Source organism: Streptomyces zhihengii, assembly GCF_016919245.1.
In the GTDB taxonomy this organism is placed as follows: Bacteria; Actinomycetota; Actinomycetes; order Streptomycetales; family Streptomycetaceae; genus Streptomyces; species Streptomyces zhihengii.
In genome coordinates this window covers 4778542-4796171 of the sequence record NZ_JAFEJA010000001.1, presented here as the reverse complement: position 1 = coordinate 4796171, position 17630 = coordinate 4778542, and the positions used below count along the sequence as shown (strand labels likewise).

The window sequence follows — 17630 nt, the reverse complement described above, 5'->3', positions numbered from 1 at the left end:
TCAGGTGAGCAGTTCCATGTGGCGCACGACGTCGCGCGCCTGCTCCGCACTGGTCTGGCGGGCGCCGTTGAGGGTGACCGAGTAGTGCCGGTCACCCTCGCGGACGCTGGTCGCGCCGCCGCCCCGGGCGGCCCCGTAGCGGGCCGCCGGGGTGAGGCTGTAGCCCATGAGCTGTGCGGTGGCGGACAGCAGCCCCCGCGATCGCGGGCTGCCGTTGACGGGAATCCACGACTCGACGTCGCCGGCCTCCGCGGCCAGGACGGCGGTGGGCCGGGTGAGGATCCCGCCCCGGGCCATCGCCACCCCACCACCCTGCTGCGTCCACTGCCGCAGGAAGTGCGCCTTGTTCTCCTCCGGCAGGGCCTGAATCTGGCCGAGCATCCTCGGCACCAGGGCCCGGATGGTGCCCGGGTCGAGGCCTGCGGCGACGAGCTCGGCGTAGCCGCGCCCGGGCCCGCCGCGCAGCGTGGACAGCAGCACCAGCGACGCGGCCAGGTCCTCCCCGGTGAGCGTCGCCCGGTTGTTCTGGACGGCCTTGTTGGCCGCGTCCCGCTCCCGCGCGCCGCCGGTCACCGCGCCACGGGCGAGCTGCATCGCGGTGGCGTCGCCCTGCGCCGCCAGGGCCATGGCGAGGTCGCCGTAGCCCATGGCGGCGAGCTGCTGCAGGTCCGCCGAGAACTGCCCCTGCTGCTTGTTCACCCCGGTGAGCTGCTGGGTGAAATCCGCCAGGGTCGCCTTGGCCATGTCGCCGGTCTTCTTCAGCTTGGCGACGATGTCCTTGAACTGGGCGTCCGAGGCGCCGGCGAGGGACTGGACGAGGCCGTACCCGGCCTCTCCCATCTGTTCGAGCATCTGCCGGACCTCGTCACCTCCCCGCGCGCCGATGACGGTCAAGTTCTTGCGCCACTTCTCCGTCGCGGCGAGCGAGTCACCGAGCTGCTTCTGGTACGCGGCGAGGTTGACCGGGCCGGTGGCCCGGCTGGCCCGGCCGGCGCCGGTGGCCTTCTGCGCCGCGGCGACGTCGGCGCGCTCCTGGCGCACGCGCGCGTCCGCCTTCCGCTTCGCGGCCCGGGCGTCCTCGACCTTCTCCCGGGCGGCCTCGATCTGCTTGCGGGTGCCGCCGTCCTTGCGGACCTTCGCGAGGTTCTTCTCCGCCTCGCGGAGTGCGTCGGCCTTCTTCTTCGCCTCCGTGATCGCCGAGTTGAGGTCGGCCCACGCCTTCTGCAAGGCCTCGAACGCCTTGTTGTAGCGCTCCATCGCGTCGCCGGGGCCGCCGAGGACACTGGCCCCGGTCGGGGTGTATGTGAAGCCCGTGAGGCCCCCGGACACGCTGCCGTTGGCGTTCCAGGCGACGCCCTTCCCGCCGAGGCGGCGAACGGTCTCCTCGGCGATGAGACGGGAGCGCGGCCACTTGCTTCGGGCATGAGGGATGTAGCTCTCGCCCTGCGTCTCGTCCTCCGCCCACACGCGCCAGGTCCCGCCGCGGGCGATCTGCGCGATGTGGTTCTCCCGCCGCACACCGCCCCCGGCGTAGAACTCGACCAGCCCGCCGTCCGCCTCGCGCAGGGAGGTGCCGTGCGAGCCGGTCTGGCGGGCGCCCGCGCCGCTGCCGACCACCACGTGTCTCGTCGTCACCGTGACGGTCTTGGAGCGGATCGCGTCGAGCCACCGCTGGATCGACGTGATCGCGGCCCGGGTCCCGCCGGTCGGCAGGTCCACCTTGACCTTGCCGTCCTTCATGTGGGTGACCTTGAACCCGAGGTCCTTCAGGTTCTTCTCGGCCGTCGCCGTCAGGGCGTTGAGCGTGACGCTCTTGCCCTTGGTGTTCTTGATCTTCTGCTGCAGACCCTCCAGCTCGCCCACGGCGGTCTTCACGTTGGTGTCCATGCGGGTGGACACCGTGTCGGGGACCTGCAGGTACGAGGCGGTGAGCTGGTCGATGGCCTCCTTGCCGAACCCTGCGGCCTTCATCGTCTCGCGCAGCAGCCGGATGTCCTTCTCCAGCGCCGTGTTACCGGCCTCGACGGACCCCTGCTGCTCGGCGACGGCCTGGGCGTGCTCCATCGCCGCATCGGCGGCGTCGAGGAACGCGCCCTTGACCTTGCGGCCGGCCTCGGACGTGATGTCCATCGACTGACCGTTCTCCTTCACCGTGGCGGTGAGGTCGGCGAGCGAACCGCGGAATCCGATCTCCGACTGGGCGGCGCTGATCGACACCCCGTTGAGGGTGTTGAGGGCGTCGGCCAGCCTCTCGGCCTCGGTGCGGGTGTCCTGCATCTCGTCCGCGGCCATGCTGGTGGCGTCGGCGAGCTCCCCCTGCCCGTCCGCGGCGAGCTTGCTCTGCGTGTCCGCCGTGGCGAGCGCGTCCGTGTAGCCGGGCAGCAGCGTGCGGAACTTCTCGGTGGACGTCCCGCCCTTCTCCGCCTCGGCCGCGAACGCGCGGAAATTCGTCGCAGCGGCCTCGGTGGCCCCGCTCGCGACGAGGGCGGCCAGGCCCTCGTCGATGGCTTTGATCTGCTCGCGCGCCTCGGCGAGTTTGATGGGGTCCGCCATGCCGAGCGTGAAGATTTCGTCCATGGCGTTGTTGAACCGCTCCATGCCCGTGGGGTGGGCGATGCGCTGGACGGCCTCGCCGAGCCCGTCCATGTTCTCGCCGAACACGCGGCTCATCTCGCCGACCGCACGGCCCTTCTGTGCGAAGTCGACCATGGACTGGGTCATCTTCGCGACGGAGGCCGGCGCCTCGCCGAACCGGCGGGTGAGGTACTGGACGCCCTCGCCGACCAGCGCCATCCCGGCCACGATGAGGCCGACCTTGCCCAGGCCCATCATCATGGTGCGGGTGCGGGCGGCGGTCATGCCGAGCGCGACGAGCTCCCGGCGGACCAGCATGATGCGCGGCAGCATCAGCAGCAGACCGGCGCCGATGAGGCCGAGGACACCGACCAGGCCGGCGGCCACGGTGACGCTCGACTGCATCGCCGGGGACAGCGAGTTGTACCAGTTGACGACCGAGGTGAGGGCCTGAGCCATGTCCCGCAGGACGGCGTTAGCAGCGGAGCCGGAGCTGATGAGCGCGGTCTCCAGGGCGCCCTTGAGGCGCTCCAGGTCGCCGGACAGGTTGTCGGTCATCGTCGCCGCCACGCGGGTCGCATAACCGCTGTCGTTGACGGCGCGGGTCCACTCGGTGACGCCCCCGGCCCCCGCCTCGTACAGCACCGTGGCCGCGCGGACGGCGTCCGATCCGAAGATGGTCGCCATCGCCGCGTTCCTCGCCTCCGGGGTGAGCCTGGAGAAGCTTTCGCGCATCTGCCCGGCGAGGGCGGTCAGGCCAACGAACTCGCCGCGCGAGTTGTACGCGGACAGCCCGATGGAGTCCATCATGCTGGCGGCCTCTTTGGACTGCGGCACCAGTCGCTGCAGCATCACCTTGAGCGACGTGCCCGCGTCCGACCCGGTGAGCGCGTTCTGCGCGAACAGCGACAGGGTGCCCACGGTCTCCTCGAGGGACAGGCCCGTCTGCGAGGACAGGAGCGCCGCCTGACGGAACGCCATCCCCATGTCGTGCACGTTCGTCGCGGACTTGCCGGCGCCCGCGGAGATGACGTCGGCGATGTGCCCGACCTCCACCCCGCTCATCTTGAACGCGTTCATGGCCTGCGCGGAAATGATCGCGGCCTCGCCGAGCTCCAGTTGCCCGGAGGCGGCGAGGTCGAGGGAGCCGCGCAGGGCGCCGCCGATGATGTCCGCCGTCGAGATGCCCGCGCGGGCCAACTCCGCCTCCGCCTTGGCGGCCTCGGTCGCGCTGTAGATAGTGGCCTGCCCCGCCTCCAAGGCCGCGGCCTCCAGCTTGCGCATGTCGGCGGCCGAGCCGCCCGTGACCGCGCGCACCTCCGACATCGACTTCTCGAACCGCGCGGCCGCGTAAGCGGCGAGGCCGAACGCCGCGACCAGGCCCAGCGACGCGCCGCGCATGGCCTCAAGGCTGCGGCGGCCGCCGGTGGCCACCCCCATGATCGAGGCCCCGGCCGCGTATCCGGCCAGCCGCATCGCGGCGAAGGACCGGCCCACGGCGGTGGCGGCGGCCGCCCAGCGGGCGGCGACCCAGCCGGCCGCCGTCCCGGCCGCGGTGCGCATGCCGGTGGTCGCCGCGGTGACGACGGCGCTGGTGCGGACCCACGCGCCGGACGCGGCCGCCGCGGCGGCCGTCCACCGGCCGCCGATCCACGTCGCGGCCGCGCCGGCCCCGGCCCGGGTCGCGGTCATCGCCGCGGTGATGACCGAGCCCGCGCGCGCCCAGGCGCCCGACGCCACGGTCCCCGCAGCAGCCCACCGTGAGGACAGCCAACCGGCGGCCGCGCCCCCGACGGTGCGCGCGGTCGCCGCCGACGCGGACACCATCGCCGCGGCGCGCGCCCAGGCGGCGGACGCGATCGCCGCGCCGGTCGACCAGCGGCCGCCGAGCGTCACCGCGGTGGTCGCCGCGCGCAGGGCCGCCGCGCGGATCGTCGTGAACGCGGCCGCACCGCGCACGGCCATCGTCGTGAGCGCGGCGGATCCCATGGCGGCCGCGACGCGCAAGGAGATCCCCATGCGGGCGGCCAGGGCGGGGATCGGCGCCAGGGCGGCCCGGACGGCCGCCGAGGTCCGCACGCTCATGCGGGTGACGTCCGCGCTCACGCGGGCCGCCATGCCCCGCACGGCGGCCGTGGCGCGGGCGGCCTGCGCCGCCGTGGCCCGGGCCATGGTGGTCATGGACGCCGTCGCCCGGGCGGACGCAGCGCGCATGCTGGTCTGGATCGACGCCGCGGTGGTCGCGGTTGTCCGGGCGGCCGCCCGCATGGCGGTGGTGTACGGCGTGACGGTGCCGGTCAGCAGCACCCGCACAGTGCGGACGGCCATGGGTCAGCTCTCTCTCTTGATGATGGAGACGTGGATGCCGCGCATGTCGCCGCCGCTGTCCTGGTGGGCGTGCGCGGCCCGTGCGCCGGCCGCGCACGCGTGGCAGCGCAGGAGCTCGGCCGTGTACGCCCATTCGGAGTCGGGGGCGGACGCCTCGGACCAGGGATGGCCACAGTCCGGGCAGACGTCCCGCTCGACGTCCGCCAGGGCGAGCGCCCACGATCGGTCCTCGTCGGTCCACAGCGGTTCGCCCGGGGCGACCACGCGGCCGAGGAAGACCGACCGGGGCACTCCCCAGGCGCGGGCGGTCTCTACTTCCCGTCGGTGAGGGAGGAGAGGATCCCGGAGGCGGTCACGGAGAAAGGGATGCTCGTCGCCTCCGTGTTCACCGCGTAAGCGCAGTCGAACATCTCACTGCGCTGGCCCTCGTTGAGGACCTCGAACAGCTCGTCGAGCTGCTCCGGGGTCATGACCGGGTCCACCGCGCTGGCGGACACCAGGGCCCGGGGGAACGTGTCCGGATCCCATGCGAGCTGCTGCCCGCCGGGCCCCTGCTTCTTCGGCGGGTGGGCGGCCACGAGATCGGACCATGCCCGGTCGCCGATCGACCGGAACACGAACTCGACCTCCGCCTTCTTCATCGCCTCGCGCACGGTCTTGATCCGCTTGGCGATCTTCTCGCGCGGGTCGCAGGAAGCGAGCGAGTCCGGGGACCAGCCCTCGCCCACCTCGCGGAGCTCGCGCTCGAGTCGGTCGACCTCCGACAGGAGGTCACCGGCCACGCAGATCCAGACCGACTTCTGCCGCGGCTTGGCGCGCTTGAGAATCTCCTCGATGTTCGGCATCAGGCAGCCACCACTGCGTCGGTCGCCGGAGGCGCGTAGACCTTGATCGGGCTGAGGAACCTCATGACCTCGTTGGCCGCGGGGGACACGTTGGCGCGCTCGCCGCAGACGACCGGGTAGGCCTCGACCTGCTGCCCGGCCGCCCAGGCCGTCTCGACGTCGACACCACGGCGCACGATGAGCACGCCGTGCACCCCGTAGGTGAGGTTCTGGTACGGCCAGTCCTCCTGCGTGGTGGTGCCGCGCTTGAACGTCAGCTCCGTCTCGTACCCGACGCGCCCGACTTCCTTGGTGTCGAACTTGCTCGCCAGGCTGCCGGTGTCGACGTCCGCCGTCGACGGGTCGATCTTGAGGCCGTCGGGGGTGATGCGGTCGGTCAGCTCCTGCGCGGCGCCGAGCTCGGCGAGGCTGGGAGCGGCCAGGTTGGCGAGGCTGCTCGCCCAGGCGACCCGGGTCTTGCCGTCGCTGATGAGATCCATGAGAGGCCCTCCTTGGGGCATGAAAAACGCCCCGGGAGGGGCGGCGGGTGGGTGAGCGGGCGGGTGGTCAGATGCGCAGGGCGGCGAGGGTGACCGAGGTGTTCGAGCTGTAGCCGATGGCCACCAGGCCGTCGGACGGGGAGGCGAACAGGTCGCGCGACAGGGGCCCGATCATCCGTTCACCGGAGGCCGGAACGGACACCGTGACGTTGGCGACGGCCTGGCCGCGGACATCCGCCGTGGTGGTCAGCGTGAGCGTGACGGGGGCGCCCGCGCCGTTCTTGACGTGGAGGAACGTCCGGTCGCCCGGACTGACCTTGTCGCCGCCGGACGCGGCGTTCGCGTAGGTGGGGTTGATGCCGGCGAGGCTGACGGCCTGCGCGGTGAGGATGGCCATGGGGCACTCCTAGGTGGACTGGAGCCGGTACTGGACCGGCAGGTAGAAGAAGGGCGGCGACACGTCGTCGTCGCGCTGTACGTACGGGCCGCCGAGCTCCTCGGCCCTCCAGGTGGCGCGGCCCTGGACGACGAGGGGCCGGTGGAGGGCGTGGCGGACCTGCTGGGCGACCCACAGGCACGCGGTGGTCGTGGGGGCCACGCAGGTGAGCTGAAACCCCAGGGCGAGCATGGTGCGCCGGTCGGCGAGGGACTCCGACAGGGACTGCCCGGGGTCGAAGTACACGGCCACATAGCGGCCGTTGGCGGGTCTGGCCGCAGGCGCCCCTCCGTCGCCCACGGTCAGACCCTGCTCGGTGAGCCGGACGGTGACGGCCTGAATGTGCGGGCCGATGTCCGGCGCGGTCCCGGGGGGCATCACAGCCTCCCGAGCCGGGCGGTAAGCGCGACGGTCGCCGCCTCGAACCGCGGGGCCTCGGCCAGCAGCGCGCGGCCGCCGTCGTTGTGCCCGGCCTGCCGGGACGTGCCGTACTCGAGGATGTTGCCGAGCGGGCCCTGCACCCTCGTCTTGTCGGGGCCGATCTCCGCCTGCGCTCCGCCGGGGATCGGGACGACGTCGTAGCTGATGCTCCGCGGGTACAGCCGGGCGTGACGCCCGGCGGTCCGCTCGGCGTTGCGCCGCCAGTCGTTCTTGGTGTTGAGCGCGCCGCGGGTCACGATGCCGGTCATCCCGGCCTCGGCCTCGGCCATGTTGCGCTCCAGCGCGCGGGCGAGCTGGCGGAGCTCGCGGGTGTCTGCCGTCACTGCCTGTCCTCCGCTCCGATCCGCCATGCGGTCGCCGTCGACCCGTACCCGACGCCGGTCACCCACAACTGGAGCCCGACCATGCGGGCCTCCGGGCTCTCCAGGACCTCGATCCGGTCCCCGACCTGGGGGCGCTGCGGCAGGGCCGGGGTGTCCCAGTCGAGGGAGACGACGTAGTCCCGCAGGGTCACGTTCGCCTCGCCGGCGTCGACCTCCTCGCCGACGTGCGCCGCGGGCTTGACCCGGGCCGGGCCCTCGAACAGCGTCGCGCCGTCCGCAGGGTTCTCCTCGCCGGTCTCCCAGTCGATCCCGCCGGCACCGGGCCGGTAGAGCCGGATCCGCTCACGCTGCAGTCCCCGGGCGGCCGCGCGGCCGCGGGCCAGGAGCTCGTCGAGGCCTCTCATCCGGACACCCCCCAGGAGGCGACCGCGAACGCCGTGCGGATCGTGTCCTCCTCACCGGCCAGGAGGGTTGCCCGGGCGTCGGTGAGGGTCTCCGCGTAGTCGTCGATCGATCTCTGCCTGAGCATGTCGGGGTTGAGGAACAGGCGCTTCACGGAGTCGCAGGCGACCGTCGCGGCCACCTGATACGCGGTCTCCTCCGGCAGGTAGCCGTGGGTGTAGGTGAGGGTGACCGGCCCGGTCCAGCACCGGCCATCGAGCCGGGTGAGCTTCTCCCCGCCGTCCCACTGCCACTGCGCGGTCGTGAGGCCGGCCACCGAGGCCACCCCCGCGACCGGGCGCTGCGGCAGCACCAGGACGTGCGTGCCGGAGCCGCGCAGCAGGACCGTGTCGTCGACGACGCGGCTGATCTGCTGGTACCCGGCGGTCATCCGGATGAGGTTGGAGGCGTCCGCCAGGAGCCGCGGCGCGTGCTGGCGCTCCACATCCGTGAGGTCCCGCAGGGTGCGGGCCTCGAGGTCGTCGACCGACGCGAACGCCTCCAGCGCCATGGCGCTCAGTCCTTCCCGTACGTCTTGATGAGCTCGGCCTTGGTCGCCTTGTCGATCTCGGCGTGAACGGCCGGGTCGTTGTCGACCACCTGCTTGGCGTAGCCGCGCCACTCGCCGACCGTGGCGGCCTGCGGCGGGCGCACGGGGCCGGGGCCGGCGTCCATATCCTCGCCCTCGCCCTCACCGTTGCCGTCGTCGACGAGGGGCGGGGCGGTGGGCTGCAGGCCTCCGCCGGGCAGGCCCGGCGCGTAGACGTCGGGACCGTGCGGGTTGCCGTCCCCGGCGCCGACCGGCGGCCGGAAATCCTCCGGCCGCGGGTCGACCGCGGCGTCCCGCAGCGGGCCGCCCACCACCGTGGTGGCGACGTCGCGCGGGTCCGGGACAGACGGCACGGCCGGGGCCGGCGGGTCCTCGTCGATGCCGTACCCGGCGCCCCTGCAGTAGGCGATGACGGCCTCGTTGTCGGTCTCGGCCTCGCCCTCGGAGAACATGATGCCTCCGGGGCCGGGGCCGCTGTAGTCACGGACAGGTGCGGTGATGCGTGCCATGTCGGCGGTTCTCCGATCAGGTCAGGGGCCAACAGGGGTCAGCGGACGAGGATGTTGCGGAACACGGCCGCGGCCTTGGTGCGCTTGAGGACGACGGCCGCCGGCCCGAGTTCGACCTCGCCGGTCTTGACGGCGCCCGAGGTAGAGAAGTCGGGGAGCCACGTCTGGACCAGCGGCGCGCCGGCCATGGACACGCCGTGGAACCCGTCGAGGCCGAACCTCAGCGCGTAGATGTCCGTGTAGTTGCCGGCGACCGTGGCCACGGTTTTGGACGTGGTCGGGATGACCAAGTTGTTCGACCCTGCCTTGGCGCCGAGGTCAACGAACGGGATCCCCCGGTAGGTCTCGACCTGCGTGCCGAACGCGGACGAGGACCGGTCGTAGTACCCGGCGCGGCGGGCCAGGGACCGGATCCGGGCGATCGAGTCGATGTTGCCGAGGATCGCGTCCGCCGGGCCGTCGAGCATGGACAGCCACGCGTCCAGGGCGTCCAGCCCATCGTTCGCCTTCCCGGCGTCCGCGCCGATCGTGACACCGCGCCAGTCGGTGGAGACAGCCGCGCCGTACTCCGTCGAGGAGGCCGCCAGCGACTTGGACAGGCCGTCGAACCCGTTCGCGTCGACCGCGGTGTCCCCATTGATGACGGCATCGTTGAAGCGGGCCTGCGTGCCCTTGATCTTCTGCTGCATCTGCAGCGTGGTCTCCGCCGCGGCGGCGATCCGGTTGTTGACGCGGTCGATCTGGAACGAGCCGCCGAGCGGCTTCAGGTCGACCGTGTACCGGGCCTTGGTGACCTCGGCCGGGGTGTACTCGGAGTTGATCGCGCGGAAGTCGGCAGTGGGCTGGGAGACGAGCCGGGTGTAGCCGTAGGTCAGCGTGGCGCCGGCCCCGGCCTGGTTGACGACGTCGTCGAACGTCATCGTCTCCAGCAGGTAGTTGTTCTTGGCGAACTCGTCGATGACGTTGACGTCGATGTCGTCCGTCGCGTTGAGCTTCGCCTGAGCGAGGGTTACGGGCATCAGATGCTCCCTGGTCAGCCGGACTTACCGGCGAGTCGATTGGCGACGGCCTCACCGAGGCTCGTCGCCTTCTTGCTGGTCCTGCGGGCGCCGCCGTCGGCGCCGCCCTCGAATCGCCGGCCGCCCTTGTCCTTCGCGGACGCTGCGGCCAGGTACGGCTCCTCCTCGAGGAGTTCGTCGATCAGCTCGGTGAGCGTGGCCCGGTCGGGCCGGCCCTTGTCGTCCTCGCCGACGTCGGCGAGTCCGTCCCGCAGCAGCCTGGGTGCGAGCTGGGGGTTGGCCAGGCGGCCGGAGGCGGCCGCGACGGCCGCGGCCTCGACCCGTTCGGTCCAGACCTCGGCCCGGGCCTCCTGGCGGGCCTGCTCGCGGATCGCATCGGCGTCGAGCTCCTGGCCGTCGCCGTCGCCGTCGTCGGCCTTCCCGGCCTTGGCCGTGCCCTTGCCCGCGCCGCCGGCCTTCCCGCCCCCACCGGAGGACGAGGACTTGAGACGCCGGTTCTCGGCCTTGAGACGGCGGTTCTCCTGCCGCACCTCCCGCAGCGCCTTGAGGCCCTTGGCGCCGAGCTCTTCGCCGTCCTGGTCGTCGTCTCCGTCGCCCTGGCCGTCGCCGTCGTCTCCGTCGCCGGAGTCGTCGCCGTCCTGGTCGTCGCCGTCGCCGGTCTTGCCTCCCCCGTCCCCGCCGTCGGATCCGTCGCCGCCGTCGGCGTACAGGACGAACGGGCTGGTGTAGGGGTGCGCCCAGCCGGGGCCGTCGAGGACGGCGGCCAGCATGCGGGTGCGGGTGTGCTTGAGCATCGCGCTCTCCATGGTGAAGGGGTGGTGTGCGGCGTCGCGCCGGGTCAGCGGATGTAGGCGAAGCGCCGCAGCATCCTGATCGCCTCGTCGCGGTCGCCTGCCGCCAGGTCGTAGATCTCCTCCGGCAGCAGCCGGGGAGTGCGGAGCCGGAATCCCCGGCCGGAGGCGGGGACCTGGCCGCGGGCGATCGCCCGGGCCCGCTCCTGGTAGGTGAACAATCCGCGCCTGGTGGTGCCCTCGCGGGTGGCGCGGACCTGGCGGCCGTAGGCGGTCGCCGTGTACACCGCGCCGCGCCGGCGCGCGTTGACGACGGAGCTGATGTCCGCGCCGTCCCGAATGGCCCGGGCGCCCGCGACGGTGAACGCCCGGTTCTGCTGCCGCTCGGTCAGGGAGTCGAAGTACTGCCGGGGGTTCACCAGGGCGCCGCGGCGGCCCAGAGTGGTCGGCTCATGAATGCAGTGGCACAGCGGATGCCGGCGGAACGCGATCGCGCTCCCGTACACGTTCCCGGCGAGGACCACGCACCGCCCGCACGCCCCCGGCGCCACCACGCGAACGTATCCGGTGCACGTCCTGTTGGACACGATGCTCGCCCCGACAGCGGACCGGCCGGCGTCGGCGACCTCAGTGGCCACGATCCGCTGCAGCTGCATCCGGCCCCGCTGCAGGGCCGCCTCCTCCGGCAGGCCTGCCGCGATCTCCGTCAGCGTGGTGATGGACGGGAGCTCGAGCAGCGAGGACAACGACCGGCCGTCCGCCGCCCACCCGGCGAACGCCGCGGCGTTGAGGCTGCCCTCCTCGCGGGACTGCTCCCCGGTCGCCGCCACCACCGCGGCGACGTAGGCCTGCGCGCCCTCGGCGGACGCCTGCTGCGCGGCGATGAGCATGGCGGTGAGCTGGGCGCTGATCCGCCGCCAGGAGGCGCCGATCCGGCGGGGGTCGACCTGGGACCACAGGGCATCCGCCCGCAGCACCAGCGAGAGGGCGAGGGCCTGGTGTTCGGCGGACCAGCGCCGGGCCTGCGGCGAGGGCCCGCTCACACCAGCTCACCCGCCCGCTCCTCCGCGCCGGCCCCGTCCTCCTGGCCGTCGCCGGCGTCGTCGCCGAGCGGCTGGAACGCCAGCGCCCGGGCCGCCCGGGCGGCGTCGGCCTCCGCCATCCGCTCCATGCGGGTGATCTGCGTCGGGGTGTACCCGAGGTCCTCCATGAGCTGACGCCACGGCACGCCCAAGGCTTTCTTCTTCGCCACCGCGTCCACGTGCTGCGCCTCGGTGCGGTACTCGACGGGCGCCCAGATCGTCTCGGCGAGCGGGTCGCGGCCGCGCTTCTCGTCGCCCTTGACGAGGAAGCACAACCGGGCTGCCTCTTCCCACGTCTCACCGGCGAACGTGCACTTGTCGCGGGTCTTGGACACGAGGCCGGCCTCCGAGGCGGTCAGCGTGTCCGCCGAGACGTTCTCCACCTTGCCCATGAAGTAGGTGGGCGGGGTGCGGGACAGGCTGCTGATGTGCTCGATCAGCAGGGTGATACCGGCGGCGAAGTTCCGCAGGTCCGCGGCCTCGAAGTTCCCGAACTTCGCTTGGGGGTTGGAGGCGCGGAGCATCTTGGAGACGGACAGCCGCCACAGCTCCGGGTCGTCGATCTCCTGGCCGGTGCGCGGGTCCTTCGGCAGGTCGATGCCCGAGCCCCAGCGGGCCGGGAACGCACCGGCCTCCGAGGCCGTGAGCATGTCGACGATGAGCTTGTTCGCGGCGCGCTGCAGCGGCATCACGATCTTGTGTTCGGGGGTGGGGTCGTCGATGAGGCGGGCTTTGTTGACCAGCTCCAGCAGCGGCACCCGCTTGAGCGGGTTGGGGATGACGGCCTGGTCGTCGCGCGGGTGCCAGCCGCTCCCCAGGGCGAGGGACGAGGGCAGGATGAGACCCGAGTTGACGCGGGCCCGGCGCCATTTCCAGATCTCATCGGGCAGGTAGAGGGTCGCGTAGGCGAACCCGTCATCGTCGGTCCACCGCTTGAGCGCCCACTTGCGCCGGCGCCTGTTGCCCGGCTCGTACGCCACGATGCACTGCGTGGCGTCCTCGACGGTGATCTCCGGCTCGGTCTCGTTGTCGGTCGGGTCCTCGGCCCACACCAACAGGTAGGACCGGGATTTCACCATGGATTCGAGGTGCGCGATGCGGGCCCAGGCGTCCATGGACGAGGCTTGCCAGAAGCGCTGCGCGTCCTCGTCGGCCTTCCGCGCCTCCTTGCCGTCCGTCGGTCCGAACCGAAAGCCGACCGGGGTCATGCGCTCGGCCGGGGCGTCGCACACGACGCAGCTCCAGTTGTCGGAGAACTCGTCGAACAGTCCGCCGAAGGCCTGGCGGAACCGGTCGGACGCGAAGGCGAGGTTCTCCTCGCCCTGGTAGAAGCGGTTCCACTCCTTGATGTTGGCCTGCCGGCGGTCCAGCTCCTGCTCCAGGACCCGGGTGATCCGCAGGGCCTCCTGCACGCTGACGGGCACCGGGGCCCCCTCTCTCAGTAGGCGCTGAAACTGGAGCTCGTCGCCGCGGCGGCGAGCTCGAGCTTGATGACGTCCGCGCGGGCCTCGATGGCGATGGCGGCGGTGACCGCGCTGTCGATCTTGCGGTCCTGGCTGGGCTTGGTGATCGCGATGCCCGAGGGTCTGCGGATCGGCTTGGCGTTGCCGACGTGCTCGCCCATGGTTTCGTTGCCGTCGTGGGTGAGCTCGCCGGACATCACGGCGGTCTTCATGCGGTCAAGCGCCGGGCACATCCGGGTCGCCACCCGCGTCTCGAAGATCAAGAACACCTCGGCGCCGAACTCCTCGGCCCAGTCGTCGCACTCGTCACGCCAGTCGGGCGGGTCGCCGTATGCCCGGGCGACCCCGTAGGTCTGGCGCAGGTACGTCATCGCGGCCCGTACCTCGGCCCGTGGGACGCGCCAGGAGTCGGGGTCTCCGTCGTCCCACTTGGTCCAGATCATTTGGCGGCCGTCGGCGAACCGGGGCGTGAACACGTACCCGTCGCTCAGCCGGCAGGCGGTGATCGCGGTGCAGTCGTCGTGGTCGCTCCCGTCGAAACCGAGCGTGATCCGCTCGCCGGGCTCGACGTCCTGCGGGAGCTCGCACCGGTCCCACACATGTCTGCTGAGCCATGTCTCCGACGTCGAGACGGGCAAATTCAAGAAGTAGCGCCTGAACTTGGCCCTGTCCTGGCTGGGCTTGTAGGCCTTCGCCATCATCCGGTCGAGGTCCATGTGGCGCGCGAACGGCCCGTAGGCCTGCATCAGGCCCCGTTTGAGCTGTCCGGGGTCGTCGTACGCCTCGTCCTCGATGAGGGCGGCCGGCGCCTGGACGTGGTCGACCAGGAGCCGCGGCGCCTTGCCCTTGCGGTGGTCGCAATGGGTGAGCTCGGCGATGGAGTTCTCGCCGATGGCGTACATGGTCGTGGTCTGCAGGAACCAGGGCTCGGCGATCTTCCGCTTCATGGTGTTCTGCTGGACGGTGTCGTACATGTCGCGGAGCTCGGGCAGCACATAGAGGTGCGTCTCGTCCGCGACGCTGAAGCTCTCCTTCCCGCCGTCCTTTGCGGCGGAGCTCGCGGTTGAGGGCCGGATCTCCCCGCCGCCGGGCAGGAACACGCGGGTCGACGTCTGCCAGTCGTTGCCGACGTCGACGCCCGGATAGTCCTCCTGCAGCAGCTCGGAGTGGCTGAGCATGTAGGTGACGTTGGCGTACGTGTTCCCGGCCTGCGTCTCCTCGGTCGCCAGACACCGGATGAACGGGTAGACGACCGGCCTGCCGACCGGCTCGCCCCTCTGGTACTCGTACCCCCAGTCCGACACCTCGCCGGCCTCGGCGAAGTGGTCGAAACGGACCGGGGCCAGGGCCTCGGCGACCACCAGCATCCCGGCGATCTCGCTCTTGGCGCGGCCCTTGGCCCGGGACAGCATCGCCTCGTCGAACCGGCGGCGGCCGCGCGCATCGATCGCGTAGCAGCAGACGATGAATCGGAGGATCTCCTCGTCGAGCTCGATCACTTGGCCCTGGACGTCGCCGGGGCCGTGGACGAGGTAGAACTCGATCCAGTCCGCCAGGGCGTAGCCGAGAGATCGGCGGACGCCCGGCGTTCTCATTCGTCACCGACCGCCCGGAGCCGGGAGCGTACGTCCCCGGCACGGCGTGCGGGCCGGGCCGCCCGGGCCTCGGCCACCTCGTCCGAGGAGACCTCCCACCGCAGCCGCAGCATCGCCAACGGGTTGAGGCCGAGCCGGTCGGCCAGCATGCGGGACTCCTTGGAGGCGTCGAGGTCGCCGAGCTCGGCCGCGACCTTCCAGCGGACGTACTGCGCGACCTCCCGGATCCAGCCGTGCCGTTCCCACATCACGGCCTGCGGCAGCCGCCACAGCTCGGCCCACAGCTCGGCCTCAACGGCGCTCTGTGCCTCCACCTTCTTCGTGAGGATGTTGGCCTCGGTCACCGCGGCATCTGCCTTCTTCTGCAACGCGGTGCGGCGCCGGCCGGTGAGCTCCGGCTCGGTCAACTGGAGCTCGAGCTCGTCGGCCTGGCGGCGCGCGGCGTCGCGCCGGGCGGTCAGGGCGACGTCGTCGAGCAGCGGCCAGCGCGGGGCGTCGCCGGGGCGGCCGGCGGCCGGCAGCAGCGTCATCGGCAACGTGGCGTTGCGGCGCCGGCTGTTGGGGTTGGGGGCGGGGCCCATGCCTGCCATGTCGATCACTCTCCTGGTGCTGTCGCAGCACGTCGGTGCCCTGCCGTCGCGGCCGGGCGGAGTCACAGTGCGTCACGCTGGGCGCGTCGTCGCGGGACCCCCAGACCCGTACACGGCGCGATCGCCCTCCCCGGCGGTCCGTCAGCCTGCCGGGGGAGGGGGGTGCCCCCCGGTGCCGGCCGCTCCGCTCTCACCCAGCGTCACCGGGACGGCCTGGGCGAGCTCGCCCACCAGGGCCCGGCCGGCGGCCGTCGTCCGCCAGCAGGGCGGGGCGGCCGCGCGGTGGAGGCCGGCCAGCCAGGCCCGGGGCCGGGCGCGGCGGAGCTCGGCCAGGCGGCTACGGCGCACCCTCGCCGCCGGCAGCCTCGGTGGTGTCCTCGGGAGGGCATGAGGCGCAGCGGCGGGCGAGGGTGCAGCTGCAGGGGCGTGGCTCGGCGGTGTCGGTGAGGAGGGATGCGAGCGCGGCCGCGGCATCTGGGCCGGGCTGGGTGATGAGTCCGCGGACCATGAGCAGCTCGCCGGTGTTGAGCCGGCGCAGCGGGTAGTCGAGGGCGTCGAGAGTGACGAGCTGCTCGGTGGAGCGGCGGATGGTGAGGACCTCGCCGGGGTGGGTGGGGTCGGCGAGGTGCCGGCCGTGCTGGTCGGTCTGGATCTCGCGGTAGCAGATGACGGTGCGGGTGCCGTGCTCCTCGATGGACAGCTCCCGGTCGCTCATGGTCCGCGGCTCGATGCCGTTGGCTCGGACCCAGGTGAGGAGCGCGGGGCGGTGCGCGTCGATCTCGGCTGCGGTGAGGCGCAGTTGCACGGTCATCGGTTCCAGCCTCCGGGTTGGTGGCGTGCGGTCTCGGCGGAGTGGCACGGGGCGCAGGTGCCGCGGCCGTGGGCCGGGTCGTTGGGGTCGTGTCCGTTCGCGGCGAGGGTGCGCCGGTCGATGGGGTGGTGGTCGGCGTGGACGGACGGTGCGGCGTGGCAGATGACGCACACGGGGTCGCGGGCGAGGACAGCCCGGCGGAACCTGGTCTCGTGCTCGGTGTCGTAGCCGCGTTGGCGGGCGGTGCCGCGCTGCTGCTCTGCGTGCTGCCGGCAGGCGGGGCAGCGGCCGGTGGGGGTGAGGTTGGGGCAGCCGGGGCGGGAGCAGACGGTGAGGGCTCGGCGTCGGGCCACGCGGGTCCCCTCTCGGCGCGTGGGCGGGTGGGGTGCGGCGGGCATGCGAAAAGCCCCACACGGCCTGTGTGGGGCTTCTGTGTCTGGGCACGCCGAAAGCGCCTCCAGGATGCACGGTGATCGTTCGCGATGCAACTAGATGGGTCGGCCCCTCACCGACGGGGGCGGTGAGGGGCCGTGGTCCTCCGCGTGCCGCGCGCAGCCATGGGCGTGGACGTGGAGGCTTCGGAGGCTACGCGCGGGGTCGGACACCGACGTGCCAGCGGCTGGGGTTGGCGGTGTCCTGGGTGATCGACAACCCCTCTCCGGCCGCATGGTCAGAGGCGTTGTTGCCGTTGTTGTTGTTGCCCTGACCTGCGACAACAACACCCTCAAGAGAGGCGCCAGGAGCGGGGGAGGAGAGGGGTGGGACGTCGTCCCGGTGCACACCCTCCCGGCCGCTCTCCCCGGGCACCCTCACTCCGGCCCGGTGGCGGATGCCGTGGCGGGTGAGGAGGGCGCGCACCTCGCGGGTGCGGACGGGCCCTGCGCCGAGGCCCTTGGCCAGGTGATCGCCGAGGGTTTTGAGCTGCACTCCCCCGGAGGGCTTGAGGAGGGTGTGCAGCGCGGTCACGGTCTCCTCCCGGGTGAGGTCGGCGACGGTCCGTTTCGGGGCCTTGGCGGGCTGCTCCTTGTCCTTCTCCTTGGGTTTGCTGCTGGTGGTGACGCGGCGGCCGAGGACGATGGCCAGTGCCAGCCAGAGGGCCGCGGTGAGGCCGAGGATGCGCCAGGTGTAGGGCAGGCCGAGGATGACGCCGGCGCCGAGGATGAGGCCGGTGAGGCGGGCCGCGAGGCCGCGGCTGATCCAGCCGACGATGACCCCGCTGATGATGCCGGAGCCGATGAACACGATGGCGGCCGCACGCCAGACCCCGGCCCAGAAGGTCAGCCAGGCGTCCGGCACGCGGGCCAGAGCCGGAGCCTCGGTGGCGGTGTTCGGGGGCTGCTGAGAGGTGGTCAT

At 72.3% G+C, this 17630-nt stretch carries 19 protein-coding genes; all 19 read right to left on the bottom strand.

Features of this window, described 5'->3' with window-relative positions; genetic code table 11:
- The 19 genes from JE024_RS20270 to JE024_RS20180 all read right to left on the bottom strand — a co-directional run bounded on the left by JE024_RS20270 (position 1) and on the right by JE024_RS20180 (position 17630).
- The gene (locus JE024_RS20270; RefSeq protein ID WP_205374940.1) at positions 1–4902 is read right to left on the bottom strand and encodes a phage tail tape measure protein; all 4902 of its coding nucleotides are present in this window, start codon (positions 4900–4902) and stop codon (positions 1–3) included.
- Positions 4903–4905: 3 nt separating this feature from the next.
- The gene (locus JE024_RS20265; protein WP_205374939.1) at positions 4906–5166 is read right to left on the bottom strand and encodes a hypothetical protein; all 261 of its coding nucleotides are present in this window, start codon (positions 5164–5166) and stop codon (positions 4906–4908) included.
- 47 nt (positions 5167–5213) lie between these two features.
- Entirely contained in the window at positions 5214–5747 is a 534-nt protein-coding gene (locus JE024_RS20260; RefSeq protein WP_205374938.1) for a hypothetical protein, read from the bottom strand.
- Positions 5747–6226: a phage tail tube protein gene (locus tag JE024_RS20255; RefSeq protein WP_244882999.1), complete on the bottom strand. Its 480-nt coding sequence runs from the start codon at positions 6224–6226 to the stop codon at positions 5747–5749. The genes JE024_RS20260 and JE024_RS20255 overlap by 1 nt, the downstream gene beginning before the upstream one ends.
- A gap of 67 nt (positions 6227–6293) precedes the next feature.
- A complete protein-coding gene (locus JE024_RS20250; RefSeq protein ID WP_205374936.1) occupies positions 6294–6623 on the bottom strand; it encodes a hypothetical protein in 330 nt (109 codons plus the stop codon).
- A gap of 9 nt (positions 6624–6632) precedes the next feature.
- Positions 6633–7040, bottom strand: coding sequence for a hypothetical protein (locus tag JE024_RS20245; protein ID WP_205374935.1), 408 nt, complete (start codon positions 7038–7040; stop codon positions 6633–6635).
- Positions 7040–7426: a hypothetical protein gene (locus JE024_RS20240; RefSeq protein WP_205374934.1), complete on the bottom strand. Its 387-nt coding sequence runs from the start codon at positions 7424–7426 to the stop codon at positions 7040–7042. Before JE024_RS20240 ends, JE024_RS20245 begins: the two co-directional genes overlap by 1 nt.
- Positions 7423–7830, bottom strand: a complete 408-nt coding sequence (locus JE024_RS20235; protein WP_205374933.1) for a DUF6093 family protein — start codon at positions 7828–7830, stop codon at positions 7423–7425. The genes JE024_RS20240 and JE024_RS20235 overlap by 4 nt, the downstream gene beginning before the upstream one ends.
- On the bottom strand, positions 7827–8378 hold the full coding sequence (locus JE024_RS20230) for a hypothetical protein (protein WP_205374932.1): 552 nt from the start codon (positions 8376–8378) through the stop codon (positions 7827–7829). Before JE024_RS20230 ends, JE024_RS20235 begins: the two co-directional genes overlap by 4 nt.
- A gap of 5 nt (positions 8379–8383) precedes the next feature.
- Positions 8384–8926, bottom strand: a complete 543-nt coding sequence (locus JE024_RS20225; protein ID WP_205374931.1) for a hypothetical protein — start codon at positions 8924–8926, stop codon at positions 8384–8386.
- A 38-nt stretch (positions 8927–8964) separates the two neighbouring features.
- Entirely contained in the window at positions 8965–9945 is a 981-nt protein-coding gene (locus JE024_RS20220; protein WP_205374930.1) for a major capsid protein, read from the bottom strand.
- A 14-nt stretch (positions 9946–9959) separates the two neighbouring features.
- Positions 9960–10739, bottom strand: coding sequence for a hypothetical protein (locus JE024_RS20215; protein WP_205374929.1), 780 nt, complete (start codon positions 10737–10739; stop codon positions 9960–9962).
- Positions 10740–10783: 44 nt separating this feature from the next.
- Entirely contained in the window at positions 10784–11779 is a 996-nt protein-coding gene (locus tag JE024_RS20210) for a hypothetical protein (RefSeq protein WP_205374928.1), read from the bottom strand.
- Positions 11776–13242, bottom strand: coding sequence for a phage portal protein (locus JE024_RS20205; protein ID WP_205374927.1), 1467 nt, complete (start codon positions 13240–13242; stop codon positions 11776–11778). Before JE024_RS20205 ends, JE024_RS20210 begins: the two co-directional genes overlap by 4 nt.
- A 14-nt stretch (positions 13243–13256) precedes the next feature.
- Positions 13257–14876 (bottom strand): terminase large subunit domain-containing protein, encoded by a 1620-nt coding sequence (locus JE024_RS20200; protein ID WP_205374926.1) that lies wholly within the window; start codon positions 14874–14876, stop codon positions 13257–13259.
- The gene (locus JE024_RS20195) at positions 14873–15466 is read right to left on the bottom strand and encodes a hypothetical protein (protein ID WP_205374925.1); all 594 of its coding nucleotides are present in this window, start codon (positions 15464–15466) and stop codon (positions 14873–14875) included. The genes JE024_RS20200 and JE024_RS20195 overlap by 4 nt, the downstream gene beginning before the upstream one ends.
- 337 nt (positions 15467–15803) lie before the next feature.
- Complete coding sequence (locus JE024_RS20190; protein ID WP_205374924.1) at positions 15804–16277, bottom strand: hypothetical protein; 474 nt, start codon at positions 16275–16277, stop codon at positions 15804–15806.
- Complete coding sequence (locus JE024_RS20185; protein ID WP_205374923.1) at positions 16274–16630, bottom strand: holin; 357 nt, start codon at positions 16628–16630, stop codon at positions 16274–16276. Before JE024_RS20185 ends, JE024_RS20190 begins: the two co-directional genes overlap by 4 nt.
- A gap of 232 nt (positions 16631–16862) precedes the next feature.
- Positions 16863–17630 (bottom strand): hypothetical protein, encoded by a 768-nt coding sequence (locus JE024_RS20180; RefSeq protein WP_205374922.1) that lies wholly within the window; start codon positions 17628–17630, stop codon positions 16863–16865.

What these genes read in the sequence shown, in the direction of transcription:
- JE024_RS20215 (WP_205374929.1), bottom strand. Translation starts at nt 10,739, where the DNA reads ATGCTCAAGCACACCCGCACCCGCATGCTGGCCGCCGTCCTCGACGGC.
- JE024_RS20255 (WP_244882999.1), bottom strand. Translation starts at nt 6,226, where the DNA reads ATGGATCTCATCAGCGACGGCAAGACCCGGGTCGCCTGGGCGAGCAGC.
- JE024_RS20220 (WP_205374930.1), bottom strand. Translation starts at nt 9,945, where the DNA reads ATGCCCGTAACCCTCGCTCAGGCGAAGCTCAACGCGACGGACGACATC.
- JE024_RS20235 (WP_205374933.1), bottom strand. Translation starts at nt 7,830, where the DNA reads ATGAGAGGCCTCGACGAGCTCCTGGCCCGCGGCCGCGCGGCCGCCCGG.
- JE024_RS20270 (WP_205374940.1), bottom strand. Translation starts at nt 4,902, where the DNA reads ATGGCCGTCCGCACTGTGCGGGTGCTGCTGACCGGCACCGTCACGCCG.
- JE024_RS20180 (WP_205374922.1), bottom strand. Translation starts at nt 17,630, where the DNA reads ATGACCACCTCTCAGCAGCCCCCGAACACCGCCACCGAGGCTCCGGCT.
- JE024_RS20225 (WP_205374931.1), bottom strand. Translation starts at nt 8,926, where the DNA reads ATGGCACGCATCACCGCACCTGTCCGTGACTACAGCGGCCCCGGCCCC.
- JE024_RS20245 (WP_205374935.1), bottom strand. Translation starts at nt 7,040, where the DNA reads ATGCCCCCCGGGACCGCGCCGGACATCGGCCCGCACATTCAGGCCGTC.
- JE024_RS20250 (WP_205374936.1), bottom strand. Translation starts at nt 6,623, where the DNA reads ATGGCCATCCTCACCGCGCAGGCCGTCAGCCTCGCCGGCATCAACCCC.
- JE024_RS20195 (WP_205374925.1), bottom strand. Translation starts at nt 15,466, where the DNA reads ATGGCAGGCATGGGCCCCGCCCCCAACCCCAACAGCCGGCGCCGCAAC.
- JE024_RS20200 (WP_205374926.1), bottom strand. Translation starts at nt 14,876, where the DNA reads ATGAGAACGCCGGGCGTCCGCCGATCTCTCGGCTACGCCCTGGCGGAC.
- JE024_RS20230 (WP_205374932.1), bottom strand. Translation starts at nt 8,378, where the DNA reads ATGGCGCTGGAGGCGTTCGCGTCGGTCGACGACCTCGAGGCCCGCACC.
- JE024_RS20190 (WP_205374924.1), bottom strand. Translation starts at nt 16,277, where the DNA reads ATGACCGTGCAACTGCGCCTCACCGCAGCCGAGATCGACGCGCACCGC.
- JE024_RS20260 (WP_205374938.1), bottom strand. Translation starts at nt 5,747, where the DNA reads ATGCCGAACATCGAGGAGATTCTCAAGCGCGCCAAGCCGCGGCAGAAG.